This window comes from Streptomyces sp. NBC_01549 (assembly GCF_026339955.1).
In the GTDB taxonomy this organism is placed as follows: Bacteria; Actinomycetota; Actinomycetes; order Streptomycetales; family Streptomycetaceae; genus Streptomyces.
In genome coordinates, this window is sequence record NZ_JAPEPW010000001.1 from 995,080 (window position 1) to 1,020,130 (window position 25,051).

Below are 25,051 nucleotides of genomic sequence, written 5' to 3' on the forward strand. Positions count from 1 at the left end.
CTTCAGGAGGCTCAGCCCATTTCCTCCAACGTCTTGCCCTTGGTCTCCTTGACGTACTTGAGCACGAAGGGGATGGAGAGCGCGGCGAAGATCGTGTAGATCACGTAGGTCGCGGAGAGGTTCCAGTCGGCCAGCGACGGGAAGCTCGCGGTGATGGCCCAGTTGGCGATCCACTGCGCGGAGGCGGCGACACCCAGGGCGGCGGCGCGGATCTTGTTCGGGAACATCTCGCCGAGGAAGACCCAGACCACGACACCCCAGGAGAGGGCGAAGAAGAGGACGAAGACGTGCGCGGCGATCAGGGCGGTCCAGCCCTGGGCGGCCGGCAGCTTGCCGTCCACGAGGTCGTACGAGAAGGCCCAGGCCTCCAGCGCGAGGCCGATGGCCATGCCCACGGAGCCGATGAGCGCGAGCGGCCGACGGCCGATCCGGTCGACGAAGATCATGGCGATCACGGTGCCGACGATGTTGATGATCGACGTCGTGAACGAGTAGAAGAACGACTGCGAGGGGTCGACACCGACCGACTGCCACAGCGTCGAGGAGTAGTAGAACGCGACGTTGATGCCGACGAACTGCTGGAAGACCGAGAGGCCGATACCGATCCAGACGATCGGCTTGAAGAAGAAGCCGCCGCCGAGCAGGTCCTTGAAGGTCGACTTGTGCTCGCTCTTCATGGCGTGCTCGATCTCGGCGACGCGGGCCTTCAGGTCGATCTTGTCCCCCTCGACCTCCTTGAGCACCTCGCGGGCGCGCTCTTCCTTGCCCACGGAGATCAGGAAGCGCGGCGACTCGGGGATCGCGAAGGAGAGCAGACCGTAGAGGACGGCCGGGACGACCATGACGCCGAGCATGACCTGCCAGGCCTCGATGCCCATCAGCTTGCCGCGCTGGTCACCGCCGGCGGCGTTCAGGATGCCCCAGTTGACCAGCTGCGAAATGGCGATGCCGACGACGATCGCGGCCTGCTGGAAGGAGCCCAGTCGTCCGCGGTACGCGGCCGGGGAGACCTCGGCGATGTAGGCGGGGCCGATGACGGAGGCCATACCGATGGCGAATCCGCCGATGATGCGCCAGAAGGCGAGGTCCCACAGCGCGAAGGGCAGCGCGGAACCGACGGCGCTGACCGTGAAGAGGGCGGCGGAGATCTGCATGCACCGGATGCGGCCGATGCGGTCGGCTATGCGGCCCGCGGTCGCCGCGCCGATGGCGCAGCCGATCAGCGCGATGGCGATGACCTGGGCCAGGGTCGCGGAGCCGATGTCGTAGCGGCTTCGGATGGCCTCGACGGCACCATTGATCACGGCACTGTCGTAACCGAAGAGGAAGCCGCCCATAGCGGCCGCCGCCGCGATGAAGATGACATGCCCGAGATGTTCGGGATGAGCCGTCCTGGCTCCTGGTCGGGGCGCCTGCGCGGTGCTGGTCACGTGTAACTCCTCGGGCCACCCGGCCTCGCTGCCGGGGGGGTGTGGGGGCAAGCCCTTCGGTGGTACCAGTGCCGCATAACTTCGCACTGCCCACCACCTGAAGGTAAAAGCAACGTTGCAGAGACTATGCCTTCAAGTTCTGAAGTCAACAGTTCGACAGCTGTGACTTTTTCGCACTCGAGGGGTCATCATGCGTTCACTACTTGAATCAAACTAGAAGCCCAGGTCATGACCGGTGTGCGCTACACGCATCTAGCGGAGCCGCTGGCTGATGACCTTCGACACACCGTCGCCCTGCATGGAGACGCCGTACAGCGCGTCGGCGACCTCCATCGTCCGCTTCTGGTGCGTGATCACGATCAGCTGCGAGGCCTCCTGCAGCTCCTGCATGATCCGGATCAGCCGCTGCAGGTTGGTGTCGTCGAGCGCCGCCTCCACCTCGTCCATCACATAGAACGGACTGGGTCGCGCCTTGAAGATCGACACAAGGAGCGCGACGGCGGTGAGGGACCTCTCCCCACCGGACAGCAGGGACAGCCGCTTCACCTTCTTGCCGGGGGGCCGCGCCTCGACGTCCACACCCGTGGTGAGCATGTTGTCGGGGTCGGTCAGGATCAGCCGCCCGTCCCCTCCCGGGAACAGCCTGCTGAAGACGCCCTCGAACTCACGTGCGGTGTCCCGGTACGCCTCCGTGAAGACCTGTTCGACGCGCTCGTCGACCTCCTTCACCACCTGCAGCAGATCGGCCCGCGTCTTCTTGAGGTCCTCCAGCTGCTCGCTGAGGAACTTGTGACGCTCCTCCAACGCGGCGAACTCCTCCAGCGCCAGCGGATTGACCTTCCCCAGCTGCGCGTAGGCCCGCTCGGCCGACTTGAGCCGTCGCTCCTGCTCGGCACGGTGGAACGGCCGGGGCTGATTGCGCGGGTGCTCGGGATCCTCGGGCAGTTCCTCACCCTCGGCGGGGAGCGAGGGCGGCACGAGCTGGCCCGGACCGTAGTCCGCGACAAGCCCCGCCGGTTCGACACCGAGCTCCTCCAGCGCCTTCGTCTCCAGCTGCTCTATCCGCAGCCGCTTCTCCGCGCCGAGTACCTCGCCGCGGTGAACCGAATCCGTGAGTTTGTCGAGCTCGGCCTTGAGGTCACGGCCTTCGTTGCGCGCGGCGACAAGATCCTGCTCACGGCGGGCCTTGGCCGTGTCGGCGGCGGTGCGCTCCTCCTCGGCCCGGCGCAGCGACACCTCGACATGCGCGAGGAGTTGCCGCGCTCCGGAGGCGACCGCCTCGGCCACCGTCGCCTCGTGCCGCAGCCGGGCCCGTCGTTGCTCCGCACGCGCGCGTGCCTCCCGTTCCGCCCGCGCGGCCCGGTCGAGTCCGTCGGCCCGTCCCGCGAGCCCCTTCACCCGCTCCTCGTGCGTACGCACCTGGAGGCGGGCCTCCATCTCGGTCTGCCGCGCGTTGGCCCCGTCCGCGGCGAGCCGGTCCCGTACCGCGGTGTCGGGCTCCTCCTCGACGGGCATCTCCTCGGCCACGGCCAGCCGCTCGGCCAGTTCCTCGGCCTCCTCCACGGCCCGGTCGAGCGCCTCCTGCGCCCGCGCCGCGGCGGCGGTGCTCCGCTCGGCCTCCCCGGCCGCACCGCGCGCCTGCCCGGCCAGCCGCCCCAACTGCTGGGCCACGGACGACTTCTCCCGCTCGGCGGCCCGCCGCCGCTCCCCCAGCTCCTCGACGAGCGCGGCCCGCTCCCCCCGCTCCTCGGCGGCCCGGTGCTGCGCCGCGCCGAGTTCCTCGCAGCGCACGGCGAGCTCCTCGAGCTCGGCCGCCGCCTCGTCGACGGACGCCTGTACTTCGAGAAGGCTGGGCGCTCCGGCGGACCCACCATGCGCGAAGTGCGCTCCGAGCAGGTCCCCCTCCGCGGTGACCGCGGTCAACTCCGGCCGCGCGTAGACCAGGTCCTCGGCGTCCTCCAGGGTGCCGACCACGACGATCCCCCGCAGCAGCCGCCGTACGGCGGGCATGAGCTCGGCGGGACCACGGACCAGGTCGGCGGCGTACGGCGGCCCGGTGGGGGCCGTCTGCGGGGCCACGTCACCGGAGGTGACGTCCGGAGTCCGGGCCCCCGGGACGGCCCTTGGAGTCGCGTCGCCCTCAGATGCCGTGAAGGGGCCTGCACCGCCGGATGCGTCACGCCCCCCGGGGTGGCCGGCGCCGGGCACCGTGCGGGAAGTGCTGTCACCCGCCGCCCCGTGCTGCCCGGTGCCGTCGATACCCCTGGTTTCCCGAATCCCCGCCTCCTCCGGCGCCCTGGCCAGCAGCAGGGCCGCCCGGCCCGCGTCCTGCTTGCGCAGCAGACGGATGGCTTCGGCGGCCGAGGCCGGGGTGGTGACCGCGATGGCGTCCGCCGCGGCGCCGAAGGCGGCGGCGAGCGCGACCTCGTGGCCGGGGGTGACGGACAGCAGCTCGGCCGCGGGACCGAGGAGCCCTGTGAGGCGGTCCCTGGCCCCCAGGAGCGCCCCCGTGCCGTCCTTGCGCCGCAGCCCCAGGGCGAGGGCCTCATGGCGGGCCTGGGTCGCGGCGCGCCTGCGTTCGGCCGCCGTGGCCGCCTCACGGGCGGCGCTCAGCGCGGCCTCCGCCTCGGACAGCGCCCGCTTGGCCGCCTCGTGCCGCTCCGTCAGCTCCGCGTCGCCCGCGTCCAGGCCGTCGACCTCGGCCTGCAACTGCTCGTACTCCTCCTGCGCGGCGAACGCCCGCTCCTGGGCCTCGTCACGGGCGACGGCGAGCCGGTCGATCTCGGCCTGGGCGGAGGCCGCCCGTGAACGGGCGGCGTTGACCTGGCCGTTGAGGCGGGCCAGGCCCTCGCGGCGGTCGGCGATGGCGCGGGCCACGTCCTTGAGGCGGCGCTCCTCGACGGCGAGCTCGCGCTCCAGCTCGGCCCGGTGCGCGACCGTGTCCTCCAGGGCGTGCTCGGCCGCCTCCAGGGCCGCTTCGAGCTCGGCCTCCTGCTCACGGATCCGCGCGGCCTCGCGCTCCATGTCCTCGGGGTCGCGCCCGCGCCGCTCCTCGGCGGGCGCCGAAGTGGCACTCTTCACCCGCGCGTCGGCCAGCGAGATCGTGCCGCGCACCCGCTCGGCGAGCTGTGAGAGCTCGTACCAGGTCTGCTGGGCGCGCTGGAGCCGGGGCGTGAGCCGACGGACCTCGTCCTCCAGGAGCGCTTCCCGCTGGAGCGCCCTCTTCAGTTCGGCCTCGGCCGTTTCCTTGCGTTGTTTGAGCGCGGCCTCGTCGGCGATCTCGGACTGGAGCGCCTGCCGCAGTCGTACGAGATCGTCGGCGAGCAGACGGAGGCGGGCGTCGCGCAGGTCGGCCTGGATGACGGCGGCGCGGCGGGCCACTGCGGCCTGCCGGCCCAGCGGCTTGAGCTGGCGGCGCAGTTCGTCGGTGAGGTCCTGGACGCGGGCCAGGTTCGCCTGCATCGCGTCCAGCTTCCGCAGCGCCTTCTCCTTGCGCTTGCGGTGCTTGAGGACGCCCGCCGCCTCCTCGATGAACGCGCGGCGTCCCATCGGGTCGGCGTGCAGGACGGAGTCGAGCTGGCCCTGCCCGACGATGACGTGCATCTCGCGGCCGATGCCGGAGTCGGACAGCAGCTCCTGGATGTCCAGGAGACGGCAGGTGTCACCGTTGATCTGGTACTCGCTGCCGCCGTTGCGGAACATGATCCGCGTGATGGTGACCTCGGCGTACTCGATGGGCAGCGCCCCGTCGGAGTTGTCGATGGTCAGGGACACCTCGGCCCGGCCGAGCGGCGGCCGCCCCGTGGTGCCGGCGAAGATGACGTCCTCCATCTTGCCGCCGCGCAGCGACTTGGCCCCCTGCTCACCCATGACCCAGCTCAGGGCGTCCACGACATTGGACTTGCCCGAACCATTGGGGCCCACGACACAGGTGATGCCCGGCTCGAACCGCAGCGTGGTCGCCGAGGCGAACGACTTGAACCCGCGCAGGGTCAGGGCCTTGAGGTGCACGCCGCCGGACTCTACCTTTCGGGCTGGTCTCACTCCATGAACCCGCGGTTTCACCCATGAACGTGCAGGGCACACCAGACGTTAAAGAGTGGGAGGGCACACGGGGGAAAGACACGCGGGGGAAAGAAGAAGGGACGCCGAAGAGGCGTCCCTTGCAAATCTGACAACTTAGCGGTTGACACGGGCAACCCAACCACTGCTGTCGTAGTGCGGTGCAGTGATCAGGTGAGCGCAGGCTCCGCCTGGGGTACGTCGATGCTCTCGAGAAGCGAGTCGTGAGAAGCGGCAGCCGCGAGCGCGTCGTTCTCGGCCTGAATCCGTACGAGCTCGGATTCGAGGTCCTGGACGCGCTGCTGGAGCCGTCGCATCTCGGCGATGAGTCGCGGGTCGGAACCGCCGACGTAACCGAGAAGCGCCTTTGCCATGATGGATGGTCCTCCACACTGAGTGACCGACCGAAGCGGTGTGGGTCGTGAGGGAATCGCACCCGCGATGCTTGACACTTGCTAAATTCCTGCTGCGGTTCCACATGCCAAACAGCTAAGGTGCGCGGGGCTTTCAGCGTCTCACCAAAAAGTTTGACGGTCAACACGATCACGCCCCGTATTGGCGGGCAACCCGCTGTCGCGCGGCCCTGCGGACGGCGGCGCTGCGACTCCTGCGGGGCCCGGGGGCGTGGAGATCATCCTTCTTCCGGGAGCCTGCCACGCCGAGCCGTTCTTGGCAACCACCAGGTCATTTCTGCTTCTGACAGGTGCCGGTGGCATGCCATACCGCTTCCGTCAGGGGCGTTGCGCGGGTCGCCGTCACCGGATCGCGAAGCCGTCGTAGATCCTGCGGGGCGTGTCCCAGATCTCAGTGACTCCGTCCACACGCCCGGGTGTGTCGTCCCCCTGGAGCCAGTCGAGCAGCCCCTGACATTCGGCCTGGGATCCTTCCGCTACGACCTGGACCCGTCCGTCGTCCAAATTGAGAGCAAAGCCACTCAGGCCGCCGATCTCCAGCGCCTTGGCCCGCGTGAACCAGCGGAAACCCACACCTTGGACACGTCCGCGCACCCAGACGACCAGCCGCACAACCTCGTTCATGAGTGCACGCTAACCGGACAAAGTCTCTCGCAGCACATCCTCCCCTCCCGTCATGAGGTACCGTCCCGACCCAATGAGTCTCATATGAAACTCACTCTTTCGGGTGAGGATCGCTGACCAAGAATGAGGAAGGCCAGGAGATGGGACGCCACGGACGCTCTGCCGCCGGCCGCGACGCCACGGGCCGCGGCACCGGGGTCACGGAGGCCCGCGGACCTGCTACGGAAAGTTACGGCCCGGAGAATCTGTACGGCTACGCCGCCGTCGCCGACCTCCCCGTCACCCCGGCTGCCCGCTCGCACCGCAAGCGGAAGACCGCGATCCCGGTACGCGTGGGTCTGCTCGGCGTCTCCGCAGCCGTGGCACTGGGCACCGTGGCCGTCGCTTCGGGTGTGCTGCCCGGCACCGAGAACTACTCGCTCGGCGGTGGCAGCAACAACTCCGACAGCGTGCAGGCCGTAGGGTCCCCCTCCACCCACGAGACCCAGCAGGGCGGTACGTCGGGCAGCGCGAGCGCGGGCGGCCGTGAAGGCACGTCGACGAGCCGTGGCTCCGACCGCTCCGCGTCGCCCTCCGCCTCGGCGTCCGCCGCTCCCTCGACCTCCTCGGCCGCGCCGACGACAGCGCCCTCCCAGGAGCCCAGCACCACCAAGCCGGGCAAGACCGCCAACCCGCACAAGCCCGCGACTCCGCCCGGCCAGGCCCGGAAGACGACGGCGCCCACGACCACCGCTCCGATCGATGTCTCCGCCCAGACGGCGGCCGAGGTCGAGGTGCTCAAGCTGGTCAACGACGAGCGGGCCAAGGTCGGCTGCAGTCCGGTGGCGGCGAACAGCGCCCTGTCGGACCTCGCCCAGGCCTTCAGCGAGGACATGGCCACGCGCGACTTCTTCGACCACACCGACCCGAGCGGGCTCAGCCCCTGGGACCGGGCGGCCAAGGCCGGGATAACCAGCCTCGGCGGCGAGAACATAGCCCGCGGCCAGGCCGACGCCGCCGCCGTCATGGACGCCTGGATGAACAGCCCCGGCCACCGTGCCAACATCCTGAACTGCGACTTCAAGACCTTGGGCGTGGGTGTGCACCTCGGCACCGGCGGCCCCTGGTGGACGCAGGACTTCGGCTACTAGCCGGACGGCCCGCCCCTCACCGCACGACGAAGCACCGCCGCACCACGAAGCACCACGAAGCCGCGCCCCTCGACGAACGAGGTGGCGCGGCTTCGTGGTGCGCCCGCGTAAACGACCGCGTAAACGCTTACGCAACCCTTTGCGCGAACGTTTGCGCAAGCGTTTACGCGGCCGCGTCGGCGACCGCCGCGCGACCCAGCGCGACCACCCGCGCCGCCTCCGCGACCCGGCGGCCGAGGTGCTCCGCCGTGGCGATGTCGGCCTTGTGGACCGCTTCCGGGCCCTCGTCGATGTTGGTCTGTGCGGCGGCGCCGGCGAAGACGCCGAGTCGGTTGAGGTCGTGCTCGGAGGCCGAGGAGCTGTTCCAGCCGGGGTGCAGACCGAGGTTGATCCAGTTCATGCCGTGCTGGGCGGCCAGGATCTGGAAGTACTGCAGGGTGTGCAGCTTGTCGCCGCTCTTGGAGCCGGAGTTGGTGAATCCGGCGGCGAGCTTGTCGTGCCAGTCCCGTCCGAACCAGCGCTTCGAGGACGCCTCGGCGAAGACATGGAAGGCGCCGGTAGCGGTGCCCATGTAGGTGGGCGAGCCGAACACGATCGCGTCCGAGGCGTCGAGCAGCTCCCACTGCGCGTCGGTGATCCCGTCGACGTTGATCAGGTGCACCTGGGCACCGGCCTCGACGGCGCCGGAGCGAACGGCCTCGGCGAGCACGGCGGTGTGTCCGTAGCCGGAGTGGTGGGCGATGGAGACAACGGGGGTGCGGACAGGGGTGCTCACGATGGGGACTCCTCCAGGTGGTGATGACAAACCAAAGGTAAGCACTAACTATCGGATAGCGCAATCTAATGGTTAGCGCTGCGCCGGAGTATGGTGGCCCCATGGAACCCAGCGTGCAGACCGCCGAGAGCGGTGAGTGTCAGGACCTCCCGTACAACGTGTTCGCGCGCGGCTGCCCGTCCCGGGGCACGCTGGAGCACGTCACCGGACGCTGGGGATCGCTCACGCTGGGAGCGCTGCACGAGGGCACGTTCCGTTTCAACGAGCTACGGCGCAGGGTCGACGGCGTCAGCGAGAAGATGCTCTCCCAGACGCTGCACGCGCTGGAGCGCGACGGTTTGGTGCACCGCGAGGCGCAGCCGACGAACCCCCCGCGCGTGGACTACACGCTCACCCCGCTCGGTCACGAGGTCTCCGAGCGTCTGTTGACCCTCATCCGCTTCGTGGAGGGCCGCATGGACGACGTCCTGGAGGCCCGCGAGCACTACGACGAGACCCGCGAGAACTCCGTTACGGCGTGACGCGCGGCGGGCGCTGGCAGCGCGGGCAGAAATAGCTGGACCGGTTCATCCAGGCTCGCCGCCGCATCGGCGTCCCGCACCGGTGGCAGGGCTCGCCCTCGCGGCCGTACGCGTCGAGCGAGCGGTCGAAGTAGCCGGACTCGCCGTTGACGTTGACGTACAGGCTGTCGAAGCTGGTGCCGCCGACGGCGAGGGCCTCGTTCATGACGTCGCGGATGTGGCCGAGGAGTTCGGCGGTGCGCGGCCGGGTGAAACCGGCCACGGGGCGTTCGTAGTGCAGTCTGGCGCGCCAGAGCGCCTCGTCCGCGTAGATGTTGCCGACGCCGCTGATCAGCGACTGGTCGAGCAGGGCGCGCTTGATCGTCGTACGGCGGGCACGCAGGGCCGTGTGGAACGCCGCGTCGTCGAAGAGGGGGTCCAGCGGGTCGCGGGCGATGTGCGCGATGACGTCCGGCAGGCCGTCCGGGGTGTTCTCGTGGAGGGAGAGCCCGCCGAAGGTGCGCTGGTCGACGAAGCGCAGCTCGGTACCCTCCGCCCCGGCGGGGGCGGGCGTCCGGATGTCGTCGAAGCGAATGCGGATGCGCAGGTGCTTCTCGTCCGGGGCGTCCTCGGGCTGCACGAGGAGCTGGCCGCTCATGCCGAGGTGCGCGAGAACGGAGTACGGGGAGTCCTCGAGGGGCAGCCACAGGTACTTGCCGCGGCGCATGGCCGGTCCGACGCGCTGGCCCGCGAGTGCCTTCGCGAACCCTTCGGGTCCGGTGAGATGCCGCCGTACGGCGCGTGGGTGGCGTACCTCGACCGAGGTCACGGTCCGCCCGCTGACCCACCGCGCCAGGCCGCGCCGCACGACTTCGACCTCGGGCAACTCGGGCACGGGACTCCTCCGCGGGGGCGGGCAAGGGAACGACGCCCGAAGGTTACCTCGTGCTCGCGTCACCCGGACGAGGGCCCCGGACGCACAGGGACGCGACGCATGCGGCCCCTGTCGCGGCGCTGACGCCGCGGCAGGGGCCGCATGCTTGAAGGTGCTACGAAGGAATCAGGCCGTGGCCGAGTCGCTCGTCGGAGCCGAGGGGGTGTCGGCGGTCCCCTCGGTGACCTCGGCCGTCTGCTCGGCGGCCTGAGCCGCTTCCTCGGCGGCCTGGGCCGACTTCGCGCGTTCGTCCGCGGCGGCGCGGATGGCACGCCACGCGGACTCCGCGGCCTGCTGCTCCGCTTCCTTCTTGCTGCGGCCGGTGCCGGTGCCGTACGAGACGCCTCCGACGCGGGCGGCAGCAGTAAAGGTCTTCTCGTGGTCCGGGCCGGTCTCCGAGACCAGGTACTCGGGAACACCGAGCCCCTCGGTCGCGGTGAGCTCCTGGAGACTGGTCTTCCAGTCCAGGCCGGCTCCCAGATTCGAGGACTTCTCGATCAGCGGGTCGAAGAGCCGGTGGACGAGTTCGCCCGCCGCGTCCAGACCCTGGTCGAGATAGACCGCGCCGATCACCGCTTCAAGGGTGTCGGCGAGGATGGATGCCTTGTCCCGGCCTCCCGTGCCTTCTTCGCCCCGGCCGAGCCGGATGAAGGAGCCGAGTTCGAGGCCGCGGCCCACTTCCGCCAGCGCACGCGAGTTGACCACCGCGGCCCGCAACTTGGCCAGCTGGCCTTCGGGCAGGTCGGGGTGGGTGCGGTACAGCGTGTCCGTGACCACGAGGCCGAGCACGGAGTCCCCGAGGAACTCCAGACGCTCGTTGGTCGGCAGACCGCCGTTCTCGTACGCGTAGGAACGGTGGGTCAGCGCACGCACCAGAAGGGCGGACTCGAGCTTGTACCCGAGCCGCCCTTCCAGAAGCGTGTGGGACGAGGCTGTGTTGTCCGCCTTTTTCTTGGCGTTTGGGTCCGCCTTGGCGTCAGACATCAGACCTCTCACCAGCCGCTCAGACCTCGAGGACCTGGCGCTTGTTGTAGGTGCCACAAGCAGGGCACGCGATGTGCTGCAGCTTGGGCTCGTGGCAGCGCTCGCACGCAACCAGGGTGGGGACCGCAGCCTTCCACTGCGACCGGCGGTGGCGCGTGTTGCTGCGCGACATCTTCCGCTTCGGAACAGCCACGGCTACTTCTCCTGCTTCTCGTCGGCGTGCGCTGAAGGAAGCGCGCCGCCGCTCATCTCGTCCTTCTCGCCATCTTCGAGTGAACCGGCGAGTCCCTGCAGTGCCGCCCAACGGATGTCGACGGCGTCATGGTGGTGGTCCGGGTCGTCCGCGAGCCGCGCTCCGCACTCGGAGCACAGGCCGGGGCAGTCGTCCTGGCACACCGGCTGCATCGGCAGTGCGAGCACCACCGCATCACGCAGCACGGGTTCGAGGTCGAACAGACCGTCCTCGATGAAGAGCGTGTCCTCGTCTTCCTCGGCGTCGTCGACCGGCTCCGCTTTGGGGCGGCCCCGGTCGTCGGCGTCAGGGTACGAGAACATCTCCTGGAATTCCGCTTCGAGTTGCTGCTCGAGCGGCTCCAGACACCTTACGCACTCCCCCTTGACCTGTGCACGGGCGGTGCCTGTGACAAGCACCCCTTCCATGACCGACTCAAGGCGGAGTTCGAGCTCCACCGGGGTGCCTTCCGGCACTCCGATGACTCCCTGGATCCCGAGATCCGTGGGGGCGTCGATCATGCGGTTCAAGCGCTGCAGAGCACCAGGACGCCGCCCCAGCTCGTGTGTGTCGAACACAAGAGGGTTGCGGTGGTCGAGGTGGGTGTTCAGAGCCATTCCTGCTTTCGATCTTCGAAGCTCAAGGGGATGCCACCCCTGGAGTTCCGTGGGCAGCGTTGATCGCGGACGTACACGCGACCGAAGAGCCAGGATACTGGACCTTTCGCTCTCGGCCCAATCCGGTCCCCGGCCAGTACGCGGGACGGTGTCCGACCGGGGTCAGCGACCCTGCTCGTACGCCCGCAGCTGCTCGGCGCTGATCATGGTGGTGTCGAAGAGGCTGGTCTCGTCCAGGGCGTTCGCCATCGGGTCCAGAGCCGCCGGCTGCTGCTGCGGGTAGGCCTGCTGCCCGCTCTGGTCGTACGCCGGCTGCTGGTCGTAGCCCTGCTGCTGCGGGTAGGCGGCGTACGGGTCGGCCTGCTGGTAGCCGTACGCGTCCTGCTGGGCGTACTGCTGCTGATAGCCGTAGGGGTCGGGCTGCTGCTGGTACGCGTAGGCGTCCTGCTGCTGTCCGTAGTTCGGCTGGGCCGGCACCTCAGGGGTCTGCGCCGGTCGCTCGGGGGTCTCCGAGAGCTCGGCGAGACCGGCCAGGTAGTCGGCGTCGCTGGTGTGGTGGCCGGGAGTCCCGTCCTCCGCGAAGGTGCCCAGCTCGCCCAGATCGTCGCTGGCGATCCTGCCGTGCAGCTTCTGGCGGCCCTTGCCGACGGCCTCCAGGGTCTTGGCGAGGACCGCCTCGAAGGCGCCGAGCTTGACGTCCACGTACGTGTCGGCGTCCTTGCGCAGGGTCTCCGGGTCGTGGCTGCGCTCGGGGGCGTCCTCGTCCTCGTAGCCCTGCTCGTCGGTGCCGGGACCGGTGCCGAGGAGCTTCTCGCGGCCGCGGCCGACGGAGCCGAGGGTCTTGGTGAGGACGACCTCGAAGTTGGCGAGCTTGGAGTCGACGTAGTCGTCGGCCTCGGCGCGGATCTCCTCGGCCTCCTGGCGGGCCTCGGTGAGGATGCGGTCCGCCTCGTTCTGCGAGCGGCGGGCGACCTCGGTGTCGGAGATCAGGGAGCCGCGCTGGGCGTGCGCGGACTCGATGATCCGCTCGGCCTCCTGGCGGGCCTGCTCGACCATCTGCTCGCGGCCGCCGATCAGCTCCTCGGCCTGCGCGAGGGAGCCGGGCAGCGCCTGGCGCACCTCTTCGAGCATCGAGAGCAGCTCGGCGCGGTTGACCACGCACGAGGCCGACATGGGCATCGAACGGGCGCTGCCGACCGCCGCGACGATCTCATCGAGCTTCTTCTGCACGTCCACCGTGTGCTCGCCACTCTCTACAGCTGTGATGGAGACGGACGGGTCGACTGTACGACCACTCCCGCCCCGGCCGACACCGGGTGACGCACTGTCAGGCGCTCAGCTCTTTCCGAGCCGCCCCTTGAGCGCCTCCAGGACCACCTCCGGCACCAGGTGGGAGATGTCGCCGCCCCACTGTGCGACCTCCTTCACGAGCGAGGAGGACAGGAAGCTGTACGTGGGGCTGGTCGGAATGAACAGCGTCTCGACGCCCGAGAGGCCGTTGTTCATCTGGGCCATCTGGAGTTCGTAGTCGAAGTCGCTGACCGCGCGCAGACCCTTGACGATGGCGGGGATGTCGCGCTGCTTGCAGAAGTCGACAAGGAGCCCGTGGTAGGCCTCGACCTGGACGTTGCCGAACTCGGCGGTGACCTCGCGGATCAGCTCGATCCGCTCGTCGACGGTGAACAGGCCCTGCTTCGACTGATTGATCATCACCACGACGTGCACGACGTCGTAGAGCCTGGAAGCGCGGGCGATGATGTCGAGATGTCCATTGGTGATGGGGTCGAATGACCCCGGACAGACGGCGCGGCGCAACTGTGGTCCCTCGCTCTCCGGTCCGGTCATCGTGCGTCTTCGCACGTAGCGGCGGCGCGACCGTACCAAAACGTCCCCTCGCCGTAACGACGGGCCCGGATCGCGTCGAAACCGTCCGGCCAGCCGAATTCGCCGCCTCTGGTGCTGCGCTCAACGGTGACGAGCGCTTCGCCCGCGAGCCAGCCCTGCGTCCGTAGTGTGAGCAGAATCTCGCGAAGATCGCCGTCGGAGACGGCATACGGCGGGTCGAGGAAGACCAGGTCGTACGGATCCGCCGGCGCCGGTGCCTGGATGATCTGCTCCGCTTTGCCCGATCTGACTTCGGCGCCGGGCAGACCGAGCGTTTTCACGTTTTCGCGGATGATCCGGGCCGCGCGGGCGTCGGCCTCGACGAGGAGGGCGTGGCCGGCGCCGCGGCTGAGCGCCTCCAGGCCGACGGCGCCCGAGCCCGCGTACAGGTCGAGGACGCGCTCGCCCTCCAGCGGGCCGCCGAGCAGGGACTGCCAGGTGGAGAAGAGGCCCTCGCGCGCCCGGTCGGAGGTGGGGCGGGTGCCGGTACCCGGCGGGACGGCCAGACGGCGTCCGCCGGCCCGGCCGGCGATCACGCGGGTCATGAGGGTCCTTTGCGCTCGGAGTGTGTCAGGACCAGTCTCTCAGCCCTTGTCGAGGTACTGCTCGCGCTCCTCGTCGAGAAGGGCCTCCAGGGCCGTACGCAGGCCGGGGAAGGCGGTGAGCTCGGGGTCCGCGGCGACGACCGCGGCGGCCTCCTCGCGGGCCTCGGCGATGATCTCCTCGTCCTCGATGACGGCGAGCATCCGCAGCGAGGAGCGGACGCCGGACTGGGCCTGGCCTAGGACATCGCCCTCACGGCGCTGTTCGAGGTCGATGCGGGAGAGCTCGAAGCCGTCGAGTGTGGACGCCACCGCGGTCAGCCGCTGGCGGGCCGGGCTCGCCTCCGGCATCTCGCTGACCAGGAGGCAGAGTCCGGCGGCGGAGCCACGGCCGACGCGGCCGCGCAGCTGGTGCAGCTGGGACACGCCGAACCGGTCGGCGTCCATGATCACCATGGCCGTGGCGTTCGGCACGTTCACCCCGACCTCGATCACCGTCGTGGCGACCAGGACGTCCGTCTCGCCCGCGGCGAAGCGGCGCATCACGGCGTCCTTGTCGTCGGGCTGCATACGGCCGTGCAGGACCTCGACCCTGAGCCCTTGGAGGGGTCCCTTGGCGAGCTGGTCGGCGATGTCGAGGACGGCGAGCGGCGGGCGCTTCTCGGCCTCGTCCTCGGGGGACTTCTTCTTGGTCTTCTTCGGGTCGCCGGGTTCATCGACGTCGTCGCCGATGCGGGGGCAGACCACGTACGCCTGATGGCCGTTCTCCACTTCTTCGCGCACGCGCTCCCACGCGCGCGCGAGGAAGTGCGGCTTGTCGGCGGCCGGGACGACATGGCTGGCGATCGGCGAACGCCCGGCGGGGAGCTGGTCGAGGACCGAGGTCTCCAGGTCGCCGAAGACGGTCATCGCGACCGTGCGGGGAATGGGCGTGGCGGTCATCACCAGAAGGTGCGGGGGCTGCTTGCCCTTGCCGCGCAGGGCGTCGCGCTGCTCGACACCGAAGCGGTGCTGCTCGTCCACCACGACCAGGCCCAGGTCGTGGAACTGCACCTTGTCCTCGATCAGCGCATGCGTGCCGATCACGATCCCGGCCTCACCGGTGACCAGGTCGAGCAGCGCCTGCCGCCGCGCCGCGGCCCCCATGGATCCGGTGAGCAGCACGACCTTGGTGGAGTGCTCGGACCCGCCGAGCATGCCGCCCTCGGCCAGCTCGCCCATCATCTCGGTGATCGACCGGTGGTGCTGCTGGGCGAGCACCTCGGTGGGCGCGAGCATCGCGGCCTGCCCGCCCGCGTCGACGACGGCGAGCATGGCGCGCAGGGCGACCATCGTGTTGTGCGTCACTGTGAAGTGGTCTGTCACATATGCACGATCAGGATGAGCCACGCTGATGCACTGCACCGGCTTCCTGCCGACATACTCCACGGCCCGGATTCCTCGCCGGAAGGTGTTGTATTTCGGTCGCGGTCGCATAAACGCCGCCTTGCGCGACAGCCTGAAGGGCACGTACTCGTCCGGCAGCGCGACCGAGACGGTGTAAGCCGCCTTCCTTGGCACTACCCGCGCCCGGCCGCCGAGGGACCGCACCAGCCAGGCGACATCTTCGGCCAATTGCCTGGAAGCAGAGCAGAACGACGCGTCGAGGCCGCTGGGCTTGACAGTCCCATCGGTGTCCATGAGGCCCTGCAGAAGAGACAACCGATTCTTGATCGTCGTGTTCTTGAACTCCGAGGGGACGAACTTGTCGTGCGATGTGACGCCCCAGAGCCCGAGTGAGCGAAGGGTACTGATCACCGGATTCCTTCGCCCTCCGCCCTTGGGCCCTGCCAGATGAACGGTGTAGTCGCACCTGGAACCGGGCACGGGCACGAGCGTGCAATCAGGGGCTAGCGCGGCATCGACTGCCTCTCTGATTTCATCGTCCACCGTTGACAGCCGCAGATTGTGCCGGAATGATCCGTCGCCAAGAAGAAGACCGAAAAGATAGGGATCCAGCGGCGGCTCGGCGTCACTCCAGAGATCGACCGGAGTAGCCTGCGGGATGTACCACTTTGAAGATCCATTCGCCTTATGCGTATCCAGTCTGATCTGCCGTGTCGACATCACCTTGGGCGGCTGCCCTCGGTCCCAGGCACAGCTGGTACCAACGATCCACAGGTGCTCGTCGTCGCACTCGACAGAGCTGCCGTCGGACAGCACGATTCGCCACACGTCGCGCTCGCCTTGCGGGAAGACTCCGTCCACTGGCGCAAGTTCACCGGAAGGCACAACGACGATGTCGCCAACAGTCATCTCGCCCATGGGCCGGTATCCGCTCGGGGTCAGCACCAGGGAATCGAGAGGTTGAGCCTTCCCGGAGCCGACCTCCCCCTGGAGCAGCCGGTGCATCGGGTGCTCGGTGGCGAGGTCGTCGAAGATTTCCTTGGAGACCTTCTGCTGGCCCTCGGTGAGGGTGAAGGGCAGCTTGGCGTCGAAGGCGGTCAGCAGTCCGTCCGGCTTGGGGAGGCGGGCCACGGCGGGGAGTTGGGCGTCGGCGTGGCGGCGGCGGGCCAGGGCGACCTGGAGGACGAAGGCCTCGTCCCACTTGAGGCGGGCGCGGGCGTCGTGGATGTCCGCCTTGGTGTGCGGGCGGTGGATCTTCAGGAGGGCCTCGGGGAGGGAGACCAGGCCGCGACCGTCCCGGAGGGAGTCCGGCAGCGGGTCGACGGCTTCCTGGGCGCTGAGCAGCACCGTCTGCACGGACTTGGCGATCTTCCAGGACTCCAGCTTGGCGGTGGCCGGGTAGATCGGGATGAGCGCGCCCGCCCAGGAGTCGACGGTCTCGGCGGCGTCGTCGCTGTCGGCGCGCAGCGGCTCGTAGGCCGGATGGGCCAGCTGCAGACGGTGGTTGAAGACGGAGACCTTGCCCGAGAACATCGCGCGGGTGCCGGGCAGCAGGTCCTTGTGGGGCTTGTGCACCCCGTTGCCGAAGAAGACCAGCTGGAGGCGGCCGCTGCCGTCGGTGATGGTCACTTCGAGCCGCTGGCCCTTGCCGCGGGGTGCCTTCGACGAGGCGAAACTGTGCAGGCGCGCGTCGGCGACCTGGGCGACCACCGTGACGTGCTCGTCCATGGGCAGGTCGGCGAGGTGGGTGAGCTGCCCGCGCTCCTCGTATCTACGCGGGTAGTGGTGCAGCAGGTCGCCGACGGTGTGCAGGCCGAGGTGCTCGGCCATCACCTTCGCGGTGGGGGGACCGAGCACCTTCTTCAGTGGTTCATCGAGCGCGGGCACGAGATCCATTGCACACCACACCACTGACATTGCCGTATACGTCTTGGAAATCCGCTGGTCAGGCGGCTCGTTCCGGGCCTAGGATGACGCGCTCCGGCCCTCTTCGCGGTCACCGTCCCCCGGGACCGCCCGACCCCGCGCCGTCGCACGTCCCCCCACCCTCGGCGCAGCGACGATGGACTCCCAGACCTCACAGTCATCACAGGCATCCCAGTCACCTCACACCTTCCAGGTCGACCTGCGTGGTCTGGTGGACCTGCTCTCCCATCACCTCTACTCCAGTCCCAAGGTCTACCTGCGCGAACTGCTGCAGAACGCCGTGGACGCGATCACCGCCCGGCGGGCCGAGCAGCCGGATGCCCCGGCCGCCGTGCGCCTGTACGCCGAGGGCGGCACCCTGCGTGTGGAGGACTCCGGCGTCGGGCTCACCGAGTCCGACGTGCACAGCCTCCTCGCGACGATCGGCCGCAGTTCCAAGCGGGAGGACGGCCTGCAGGCGGCGCGCTCCGACTTCCTGGGCCAGTTCGGCATCGGGTTGCTGGCCTGCTTCGTGGTCGCCGAACGCATCCGCGTCGTCAGCCGCAGCGCGCGTACGCCCGACGCCGCGCCCGTGGAGTGGACCGCGACCGACGACGGCTCGTACACCGTGCGCACACTGCCGCACGAGGCCCGTCCCGAACCGGGGACCACCGTGCACCTGGTGGCGCGCGCCGGAGCCGGCGAATGGCTCGCCGAGGACCGGGTCCGTTCCCTGGCCCGGGACTTCGGCTCGCTGCTGCCGTACGACGTACGCATCGGCGACGAGGCGATCGCGGACCTCCCAGCGCCCTGGGACCGCACCTACCCGAGCCCCACCACCCGCAGGGTGGCCCTGGCCCGCCACTGCCACGACCTGTTCGGCTTCACACCGCTGGACACGATCGACCTGAACGTGCCACTCGCCGGGGTCCGTGGCGTGGCGTACGTCCTGCCGTCCGCGGTCAGCCCCGCCCAGCGCGCGAGCCACCGGGTGCACCTGAAGGGCATGCTGCTCACCGAGCGGGCCGAACAGCTGCTGCCCGACTGGGCGTTCTTCGTGCGCTGTGTCCTGGACACGGACAGCCTGCGACCCACCGCCTCGCGCGAGTCGCTGTACGAGGACGAGACCCTGGCGACCGTACGCGAGGCCCTGGGCGAGCGCATCCGGTCGTGGCTGACGGGGCTCGCGGCGGGCGACCCGGAGCGCCTGGCGGCCTTCCTGTCGGTGCACCACCTGGGCGTGAAGTCCCTGGCGCGGCACGACAACGAGATGCTTCGCACGATGCTGCCGTGGCTGCCCTTCGAGACGACCGACGGACGGCTGTCCCTGGAGGAGTTCGCGCTGCGCCACCCGGTGGTGCACTTCACGCGGACCGTGGAGGAGTACCGGCAGGTCGCGCCCATCGCCTCCGCGCAGGGCATCGGAGTGATCAACGGCGGCTACACGTACGACAGCGAGCTGGTGGAGGCGCTGCCGTCAGTGCGCCCGGGTGCGGTCGTCTCGGAGCTGGACGCCGACACCGTGACGGCGCACCTGGACACGGTCGACCCGGCCGAGGAACTGGCTGTCTCGGGCTTCCTGATGGCGGCGCGGGCCAAGCTCGACCCCCTGGGCTGCGACGTGGTGCTGCGCGCCTTCCACCCGCTCTCCGTGCCCGCCCTGCACCTGGACGACCGGGCGGCCCGCCACGAGCAGGCCCGCGCGGAGGCCGAGGAACAGGCCGACGACCTGTGGGCGGGCATTCTCGGCTCGCTGCGCGGCAGCGCGCCCCGCGCCCGCCTGGTCCTCAACCACCTCAACCCACTGATCCGAAGGATCAGTTCACTGCGCGACCCAGAGCTGATAGGCACCGCCACGGAGTCCCTCTACGGACAGGCCCTCCTCATGGCGCAGCGCCCCCTGCGGCCCGCCGACTCCGCGCTCCTCAACCGCGCGTTCATCGGCCTCCTGGAGTGGGCCACCCACACCGAGCCCGGGAAGGACGATCTGCGATGAGCCAGGCCATGGGCATGGACTTCGACACCCTGCGCCAGGCGATGGCGGACAACCAGGAGCAGCCGGAGGGGCCCGCCCGCAACGCGCGCTCGGAGCAACTGCTCGTCGAGGCCGAGAAGCTGAACATCCCGCTCGCCGTGATCGAGGCGCTCGGACACCAGCTGAAGGTCTACAACTACAGCTCCGAGAAGGACAAGATGTTCGTCCCCTTCGCGCGCCTGCTGCGCATGTGGGACGAGCGCCCCGAGGACTTCGACGAGTACGAGACACACTCCCTGCACTGGGTCTTCAAGTGGATGTCGGCCGGCATGCTCGACCAGCCGCACATCCCGCTCGCCTCCATAGAGAAGTGGCTCGGCGAGATGGAGCACCGCTACCGGCTCGCCGGTCACTCCGAACGGGCCGTGCGGGGCGCCGAGTTCAGCGTCGCCGCGCACGTGGGCGACCTGGCGCGCGCCGAGCGGGCGTACACCGCCTGGCTGGCCGCCGACCGGGACACCATGGCCGACTGCCATGCGTGCGAACTGCACAGCCAGGGGTGGTGGCAGGCGGAGCGCGACGCCGACGAGGAAGCACTCGAACTGTGGCGGCCGGTCCTGGAGGGCGAGTACACCTGCGCCCACGAGCCGCACACCGTCCTGGCGTCCTCGCTGCTCCCCCTGCTGCGTCTGGGCCGTCCGGACGAGGCCCGTGCCCATCATCTGCGGGGCTTCCGGCTGGTGCGCCCCATGGAGAGCATGCGCGGCGCGTACGCGGACCACGTGGAGTTCTGCGCGCTCTCCGGAAACGAGGCGCGCGCCCTGGAACTGCTCGCGGAGCGCCCCGCCTATTTCACCGACTCCGGGGACCCGCGCAGCAAACTCGACTTCATGGCCGTGACGGCCCTCCTCATGGACCGCGTGACCGAGCTCGGCCTCGGCGATCAGCCGGTGCCGGGACCGGCCGGCCGGACCTGGACCGCGAGCGGGCTCGCCGTCCACGCACGCGGGGAGGCGCTTTCCCTGGCAGCGCTCTTCGACGCGCGCAACGGCACGTCGTATGTCAGTGAGCGGGCTCGTGGGCGCATAGACCAGCGGCCGTTGGTGGAGCGGTTGCCGTTGGGGGTGCGGTCCCGGTCCGCGCGACAGGTGCCACGGTCGGGCTCGGCTTCGGCTTCGGCTTCGGCTTCGGCTTCGGCGCAATCGTCGGCCGCCGTCGTGGAGTCGGGTGTCGGCTCGGACCCGTCCTCGCTCTCGGCGCTGCTCGCCGAGGCCCGGCGGCTGTCCGCGACCCGGAGCCCGGACGCCGTCGAGGCCTGGGCGACGGTCGCACGGGCCGCCGAGGGCCGGGAGCTGGACGTCCGCGACCGCGCGGAGATCGCCGACCACGCGGCGATGGAGCGCGGTCCCGAGGGCATCGAGCTCTTCCATGAGGCCGCCGAGCTCTACGCCGAGGCGGGCGACCCCGGCGAGGCGCTCGCGGCCCGTGCCCGCGCCGCGTACGTGCTCGCCCTCACCGGCGGGCCCGAGGAGGCGCTCGCGACCGTCTCGGAGCTGCACGAGGGCGTGCTCGCCCTTCTCGCGGACGGCGGGACGGGGGTGTCCCAGGCGGCGTCCGTGCTGGTGGGGCGGGCGCGGATATTGATGCGGTTGGTGCAGGAGGACGCGAGCGAGGACGAGTCGGGGGCGACGGCTTCCGGGGCGGCCGATTCCGGGGCCGCCGGAGACGAGGTCGTGCGCGCTGCGGAGGCGGCCGTGCGGGAACTGCTGACGCTGGCCGAGCCACATGTCTCGGACGTGCGGATGGCCTCGCGGGCCGCGGAGGCGCGGGCGATGCTCGGAGAGCTCGCGGCGCACGCCGGGGATGCCGAGGCCGCCGCGGAGCTGCTGGGGCAGGCCGCGGAGGCGTTCGTGGCGGCGGGGTTGCCGTGGTTCGCCGTGGAGTACGAGTCCCGGCTCGCCGGGATCGCCGGGCACCTGGGCGACGCGGAAGGGGCCGAGCGGGCCGCGCGCGCGGCGCTGGAGCACGCGGGGCCTCGCCTGGAGCCGATGGGGCACGCGCAGCTGCACCTTCAGCTCGCCGAGGTCCTCGGCTCCACCGGGCAGTCCGGCCCGGCCGCGGAACACGCCCTGGAGGCCGCGCACTGGGCCGACGAGGCGGGCGAGGGGCCCACGCTGGGCGCCTGGGCCCGGCACCAGCTCGGCGGTTTCCTGCTGCGTCAGGGGCGGTGGGCCGAGGCCGCGGAGATCCTGGAGTCGGCGCTGCCCGATCTGACCGCCGACATGCACGGCGACGGTGCGATCGTTCAGACGCGGTGGTGGCTCGGCGACTGTCTCACCGAGCTCGGCGAACACCGTGCGGCGGCCGAACACTGGTTGCGGGCCGCCGACATCGCCGAGCACTGGCCCGAACAGCGCGACCACGCAATGCTCGCCCATCTCGCCGCCGAGGCGCTCGGCCACGCCGAGCTGCCCGCGCAGGCCGAGCAGGCGTACGCGCGCGCCGGTGATCTGTGGCGTTCCCTCGGTAACGTCCACGGTCTGATCCGCTCGCTGCGGGCCCGAGCGTGGGTCGCGTTGCGCACGGACTCGGGGCTGGACGGGGCGCGGGAGTTGATGTCGGCGGCGGTGCGGGAGTGCGAGGAGGGGCTTCGGACGGTGTCGTCCTCCGTCGGGGCCGAGGCTGTGGAGGGCTCGGATGCCGCGGAGGCCCGTCATCGCCTTGTCGCCGAACTCGGTCACACCCACCGGCAGTTCGGTGACCTCGTCGCCCGTTCCGTTCCGGACGACGCGGAGGAGGCGCTGGCCCACTTCACACAGGCCGTCTCCGTCTTCGCGTCCCTCGGAGACGACGCCCTCGACGCGCGTACCGGGGCCGAGCTCGCGGCGGGGTGGCTGGAGGCCGACCTGCTCCGGCCCTCGGCCGCGGCCGCACGCGCGCGTGCGGTGCTTTCCGCGTATGCGGGGGTGGACGGGGAGACCGCGGAGGCGCGTCGGGCCGAGGCGGAGAACATGCTGGGCGTGATGGAGAAGCAGCGGGACGAGTGACGGGTGGGGGCGGGGAGGTCTCGCCCCCAGACCCCCGCTTCGGCCTGAACGGCCTCGTCCTCAAACGCCGGACGGGCTGAAAGATGCGCGCCCGCGCCCCTCAAGGGGCGCGGGGAACTGCGCGAACGGCCCCCGCCGACCGTCGGCCAAGCAACTCGGCCGGGCGGGGATCCGGGGCGCAGCCCCGGCCCAGGGGCGCGGGGAACTGCGCGATCAGCCCCCACACGCGCGGCCGAGGAACACACCCGCGGTCCTGAGCCGGCGTCCCGCGGCTACTCCACCCCGATCAGCAGCAACGCTCCCTGTCGTCCGCCCCGGTACACCACCGTGTCCACGGCCAAGTACGACTCCCGGACCCGCACTTCGAGATGGGCGGTGATGGACTCGGGAGCCTCGTCGCCCAGGACGAGGGTCACCATCTCCCCGCCGGCGGCGAGCATGCGGTCGAGGACGGTTTCGGCGGTGGCGGTAATGTCCGAGCCGATCACGGCGACATCACCGTCGATGAGCCCGAGGACGTCGCCGGCCTGGCAGATGCCGGCCATGGTCCAGGACTGACGCTCGGCGACGGCGACCTCGGCATAACGGGTGGCGCCCGCCGCCGAGGTCATGGCGACGACGTCCTCGTCGAAGCGACGTTCGGACTCGTGGACGGCGAGCGCGGCGATGCCCTGGACCGCGGAGCGGGTCGGGATCAGCGCGACCCGGACGCCTTCCGTACGGGCCTGCTCGGCGGCGGCGGCCGCGGTGTGACGCAGGTCGGCGTCATTGGGCAGCAACACCACCTCGCGGGCGTGGGCCCGGCGTACGGCTTCGACGAGCTCCCCGCTCGCGGGGGGCTCCCCGGGCCGCGCGAGCACGGTGGTCGCCCCGGCCTCGGCGTACAGCCCGGCCAGCCCTTCGCCGGGCACGACCGCAACGACGGCCCGCTGCGCCCGCTCCCGGGGCGGCCGCCCCGCCGCGCCCGCCGTATGGGCGTCGCCGAGCCCGAAGTGCGTGATCCTGATCCGGTACGGCCGCCCGGCCTCGACCCCCGCCTCCACGGCGGCCCCGGCGTCGTCCACGTGCACATGGACGTTCCACAGCCCGTCCCCGCCGACCACGACGAGCGAGTCGCCGAGGCGGTCGAGCCGGGCCCGCAACCGCGCCACGGCCGCGTCGTCCGCCTCCAGCAGATAGGTCACCTCGAAGGCCGGACCGTCGTCGCCCGGCCGCCCGTCCACGCACGCACCGTCCACATCCACACGGTCCGTGCCGTGCACGCGCGCGTGGATCTCGCCTGTCACCCGTCCGGCGCCCGGGGACTCCCCCGTGAACGTCTCCGCCAGCGCCTCCAGCACCGCCAGCAGCCCTCGCCCACCCGCGTCGACCACACCGGCGCGCTCCAGCACGGCCAGCTGGCCGGGGGTCGCCACGAGGGCCGCCCGCGCTCCCTCGTACGCCGCGCACGCGACCGTGCCGCAGTCGCCTTCCGTGCCGGTGGCCGCCTCGGCGGCGGCCGCGGCGACCGTGAGGACCGTGCCCTCCACGGGGTGCGCGACGGCCTCGCGCGCGGAGTCGGCGGCCTGTCGGAGGGCCAACCGGAGGGCCTGTCCGTCGGTGTGAGCGGCCCCACCATGGGTCTCACTACGGGCCTCACCATCGGCATCGCCGTCGGCGGCGAGTACCTGCGCCATGCCGCGCAGCAGCTGCGCGAGGATCGTCCCGGAGTTCCCTCGGGCCCCGATCAGCGCCCCGTGTGCCATCGCCCGCACGGTGTCGGCGAGAGTGGGCAGATCGACTCCTGTGACCCCCGTGAAAACGGCCCCAGTCGGGGCGGACCCTGTGGGAACTACGGCCGCGACCGTCTCGTAGCCCGCGAAAACCGCCTCCACCGCCGCTGCCGCCGACTCCACCGTCAGATACAGATTCGTCCCGGTGTCCCCGTCCGCGACCGGGTAGACATTGATGGCGTCGATCTCCTCGCGCGCCCGCCCCAGCGCCTCCAGCGCGAGGCCGCACCAGGTGCGCACCGCGAGAGCATCCAATGTCTGCGGCACCTGCGGCACCTGCGCCTCCTTGAGCTTCTGGACGTGGCTCGCAGCGTAGACCCAGAATGCGTTACTGCCGGTAGTGGGCCCCGAGGAGGGCCGGGGCGGACCCCGGGGGCAGTCATGGTAGTTTCGTTCTCCGGACGCAGTCGTTGTATGCTGCTCCAGTTGCCCGATTCGATCGGGTCTTCCCCCTGGCACCGCCACTCAGATCCTAGATCTTGATTCCGGCATGCCGGGATCAACCGTAAGAGCATCTGAAGTCTTTGGAGTGACCCGTGGCTGCCAACTGCGACGTCTGCGGCAAGGGGCCGGGCTTCGGCAACAACATCTCGCACTCGCACCGCCGTACGTCCCGTCGCTGGAACCCCAACATCCAGCGCGTCCGTACCGTGGTCGGCGGGACGCCGAAGCGCGTGAACGCTTGCACCTCGTGCATCAAGGCCGGCAAGGTCTCGCGCTGACGTAACGCTAGCGCGCGGCCACTGCTGGTTCGCTTAAGAACCGGTCCACCTCACGGTGGGCCGGTTTTTTGTCGTCTTCGTGCCGTCGCCCTGATGCTGCCCGTCTTCCGGACCTGC

General features: G+C 70.3%; 19 protein-coding genes. 5 read left to right on the forward strand and 14 right to left on the reverse strand.

The annotated features are described in order from the left end of the window. Positions 1-11: 11 nt before the first annotated feature. The 4 genes from OG819_RS04175 to OG819_RS04190 form a co-directional block, all read right to left on the reverse strand. Positions 12-1,430, reverse strand: a complete 1,419-nt coding sequence (locus OG819_RS04175) for a sugar porter family MFS transporter (RefSeq protein ID WP_266586143.1) — start codon at positions 1,428-1,430, stop codon at positions 12-14. Positions 1,431-1,682: 252 nt separating this feature from the next. After that, a complete protein-coding gene (locus OG819_RS04180) occupies positions 1,683-5,441 on the reverse strand; it encodes an AAA family ATPase (protein WP_266648075.1) in 3,759 nt (1,252 codons plus the stop codon). 221 nt (positions 5,442-5,662) lie between these two features. Beyond that, positions 5,663-5,866, reverse strand: coding sequence for a hypothetical protein (locus OG819_RS04185; protein ID WP_028802434.1), 204 nt, complete (start codon positions 5,864-5,866; stop codon positions 5,663-5,665). A gap of 381 nt (positions 5,867-6,247) precedes the next feature. After that, positions 6,248-6,529 (reverse strand): acylphosphatase, encoded by a 282-nt coding sequence (locus tag OG819_RS04190; RefSeq protein ID WP_266629028.1) that lies wholly within the window; start codon positions 6,527-6,529, stop codon positions 6,248-6,250. A gap of 140 nt (positions 6,530-6,669) precedes the next feature. On the opposite strand from OG819_RS04190, the gene OG819_RS04195 reads away from it, so the two are divergent. After that, positions 6,670-7,659: a CAP domain-containing protein gene (locus OG819_RS04195; RefSeq protein ID WP_266648076.1), complete on the forward strand. Its 990-nt coding sequence runs from the start codon at positions 6,670-6,672 to the stop codon at positions 7,657-7,659. 163 nt (positions 7,660-7,822) lie between these two features. Here OG819_RS04195 and OG819_RS04200 read toward each other — a convergent pair whose 3' ends face one another. Continuing rightward, positions 7,823-8,434 carry a flavodoxin family protein gene (locus OG819_RS04200; protein WP_266629026.1) on the reverse strand — a complete coding sequence of 204 codons (612 nt, stop codon included), beginning with the start codon at positions 8,432-8,434 and terminating at the stop codon, positions 7,823-7,825. A gap of 101 nt (positions 8,435-8,535) precedes the next feature. Here OG819_RS04200 and OG819_RS04205 point away from each other — a divergent pair, with 101 nt between their 5' ends. Beyond that, a complete protein-coding gene (locus tag OG819_RS04205) occupies positions 8,536-8,955 on the forward strand; it encodes a helix-turn-helix domain-containing protein (protein WP_266629025.1) in 420 nt (139 codons plus the stop codon). Here OG819_RS04205 and mutM read toward each other — a convergent pair. The 8 genes from mutM to OG819_RS04245 all read right to left on the reverse strand — a co-directional run bounded on the left by mutM (position 8,945) and on the right by OG819_RS04245 (position 17,409). After that, positions 8,945-9,829 carry a bifunctional DNA-formamidopyrimidine glycosylase/DNA-(apurinic or apyrimidinic site) lyase gene (gene mutM, locus OG819_RS04210; RefSeq protein ID WP_266430942.1) on the reverse strand — a complete coding sequence of 295 codons (885 nt, stop codon included), beginning with the start codon at positions 9,827-9,829 and terminating at the stop codon, positions 8,945-8,947. The genes OG819_RS04205 and mutM overlap by 11 nt on opposite strands. A gap of 165 nt (positions 9,830-9,994) precedes the next feature. After that, positions 9,995-10,852: a ribonuclease III gene (rnc, locus tag OG819_RS04215; RefSeq protein WP_266629024.1), complete on the reverse strand. Its 858-nt coding sequence runs from the start codon at positions 10,850-10,852 to the stop codon at positions 9,995-9,997. 19 nt (positions 10,853-10,871) lie between these two features. Further along, entirely contained in the window at positions 10,872-11,045 is a 174-nt protein-coding gene (rpmF, locus tag OG819_RS04220; RefSeq protein ID WP_006139588.1) for a 50S ribosomal protein L32, read from the reverse strand. Positions 11,046-11,047: 2 nt separating this feature from the next. Next, positions 11,048-11,701 carry a YceD family protein gene (locus OG819_RS04225; protein WP_266648077.1) on the reverse strand — a complete coding sequence of 218 codons (654 nt, stop codon included), beginning with the start codon at positions 11,699-11,701 and terminating at the stop codon, positions 11,048-11,050. A gap of 162 nt (positions 11,702-11,863) precedes the next feature. Continuing rightward, positions 11,864-12,937: an ATP synthase F0 subunit B gene (locus OG819_RS04230; protein WP_266629022.1), complete on the reverse strand. Its 1,074-nt coding sequence runs from the start codon at positions 12,935-12,937 to the stop codon at positions 11,864-11,866. Positions 12,938-13,036: 99 nt separating this feature from the next. Beyond that, entirely contained in the window at positions 13,037-13,516 is a 480-nt protein-coding gene (coaD, locus tag OG819_RS04235) for a pantetheine-phosphate adenylyltransferase (RefSeq protein ID WP_180362364.1), read from the reverse strand. 26 nt (positions 13,517-13,542) lie between these two features. Further along, positions 13,543-14,130: a 16S rRNA (guanine(966)-N(2))-methyltransferase RsmD gene (gene rsmD / locus OG819_RS04240; RefSeq protein ID WP_266629021.1), complete on the reverse strand. Its 588-nt coding sequence runs from the start codon at positions 14,128-14,130 to the stop codon at positions 13,543-13,545. 39 nt (positions 14,131-14,169) lie between these two features. Continuing rightward, positions 14,170-17,409, reverse strand: coding sequence for a helicase-related protein (locus OG819_RS04245; RefSeq protein ID WP_266648078.1), 3,240 nt, complete (start codon positions 17,407-17,409; stop codon positions 14,170-14,172). Between the two features lie 166 nt (positions 17,410-17,575). On the opposite strand from OG819_RS04245, the gene OG819_RS04250 reads away from it, so the two are divergent. Both OG819_RS04250 and OG819_RS04255 read left to right on the forward strand, forming a co-directional pair. Next, on the forward strand, positions 17,576-19,414 hold the full coding sequence (locus OG819_RS04250; RefSeq protein WP_266629017.1) for an HSP90 family protein: 1,839 nt from the start codon (positions 17,576-17,578) through the stop codon (positions 19,412-19,414). Then, a complete protein-coding gene (locus tag OG819_RS04255; protein WP_266648080.1) occupies positions 19,411-22,440 on the forward strand; it encodes a tetratricopeptide repeat protein in 3,030 nt (1,009 codons plus the stop codon). The genes OG819_RS04250 and OG819_RS04255 overlap by 4 nt, the downstream gene beginning before the upstream one ends. Before the next feature lie 272 nt (positions 22,441-22,712). On the opposite strand, the gene OG819_RS04260 is transcribed toward OG819_RS04255, so the two are convergent. Then, positions 22,713-24,488: a DAK2 domain-containing protein gene (locus OG819_RS04260; RefSeq protein WP_266648082.1), complete on the reverse strand. Its 1,776-nt coding sequence runs from the start codon at positions 24,486-24,488 to the stop codon at positions 22,713-22,715. A gap of 260 nt (positions 24,489-24,748) precedes the next feature. On the opposite strand from OG819_RS04260, the gene rpmB reads away from it, so the two are divergent. Then, complete coding sequence (gene rpmB / locus OG819_RS04265; protein ID WP_003993230.1) at positions 24,749-24,934, forward strand: 50S ribosomal protein L28; 186 nt, start codon at positions 24,749-24,751, stop codon at positions 24,932-24,934. Positions 24,935-25,051: the final 117 nt, after the last annotated feature.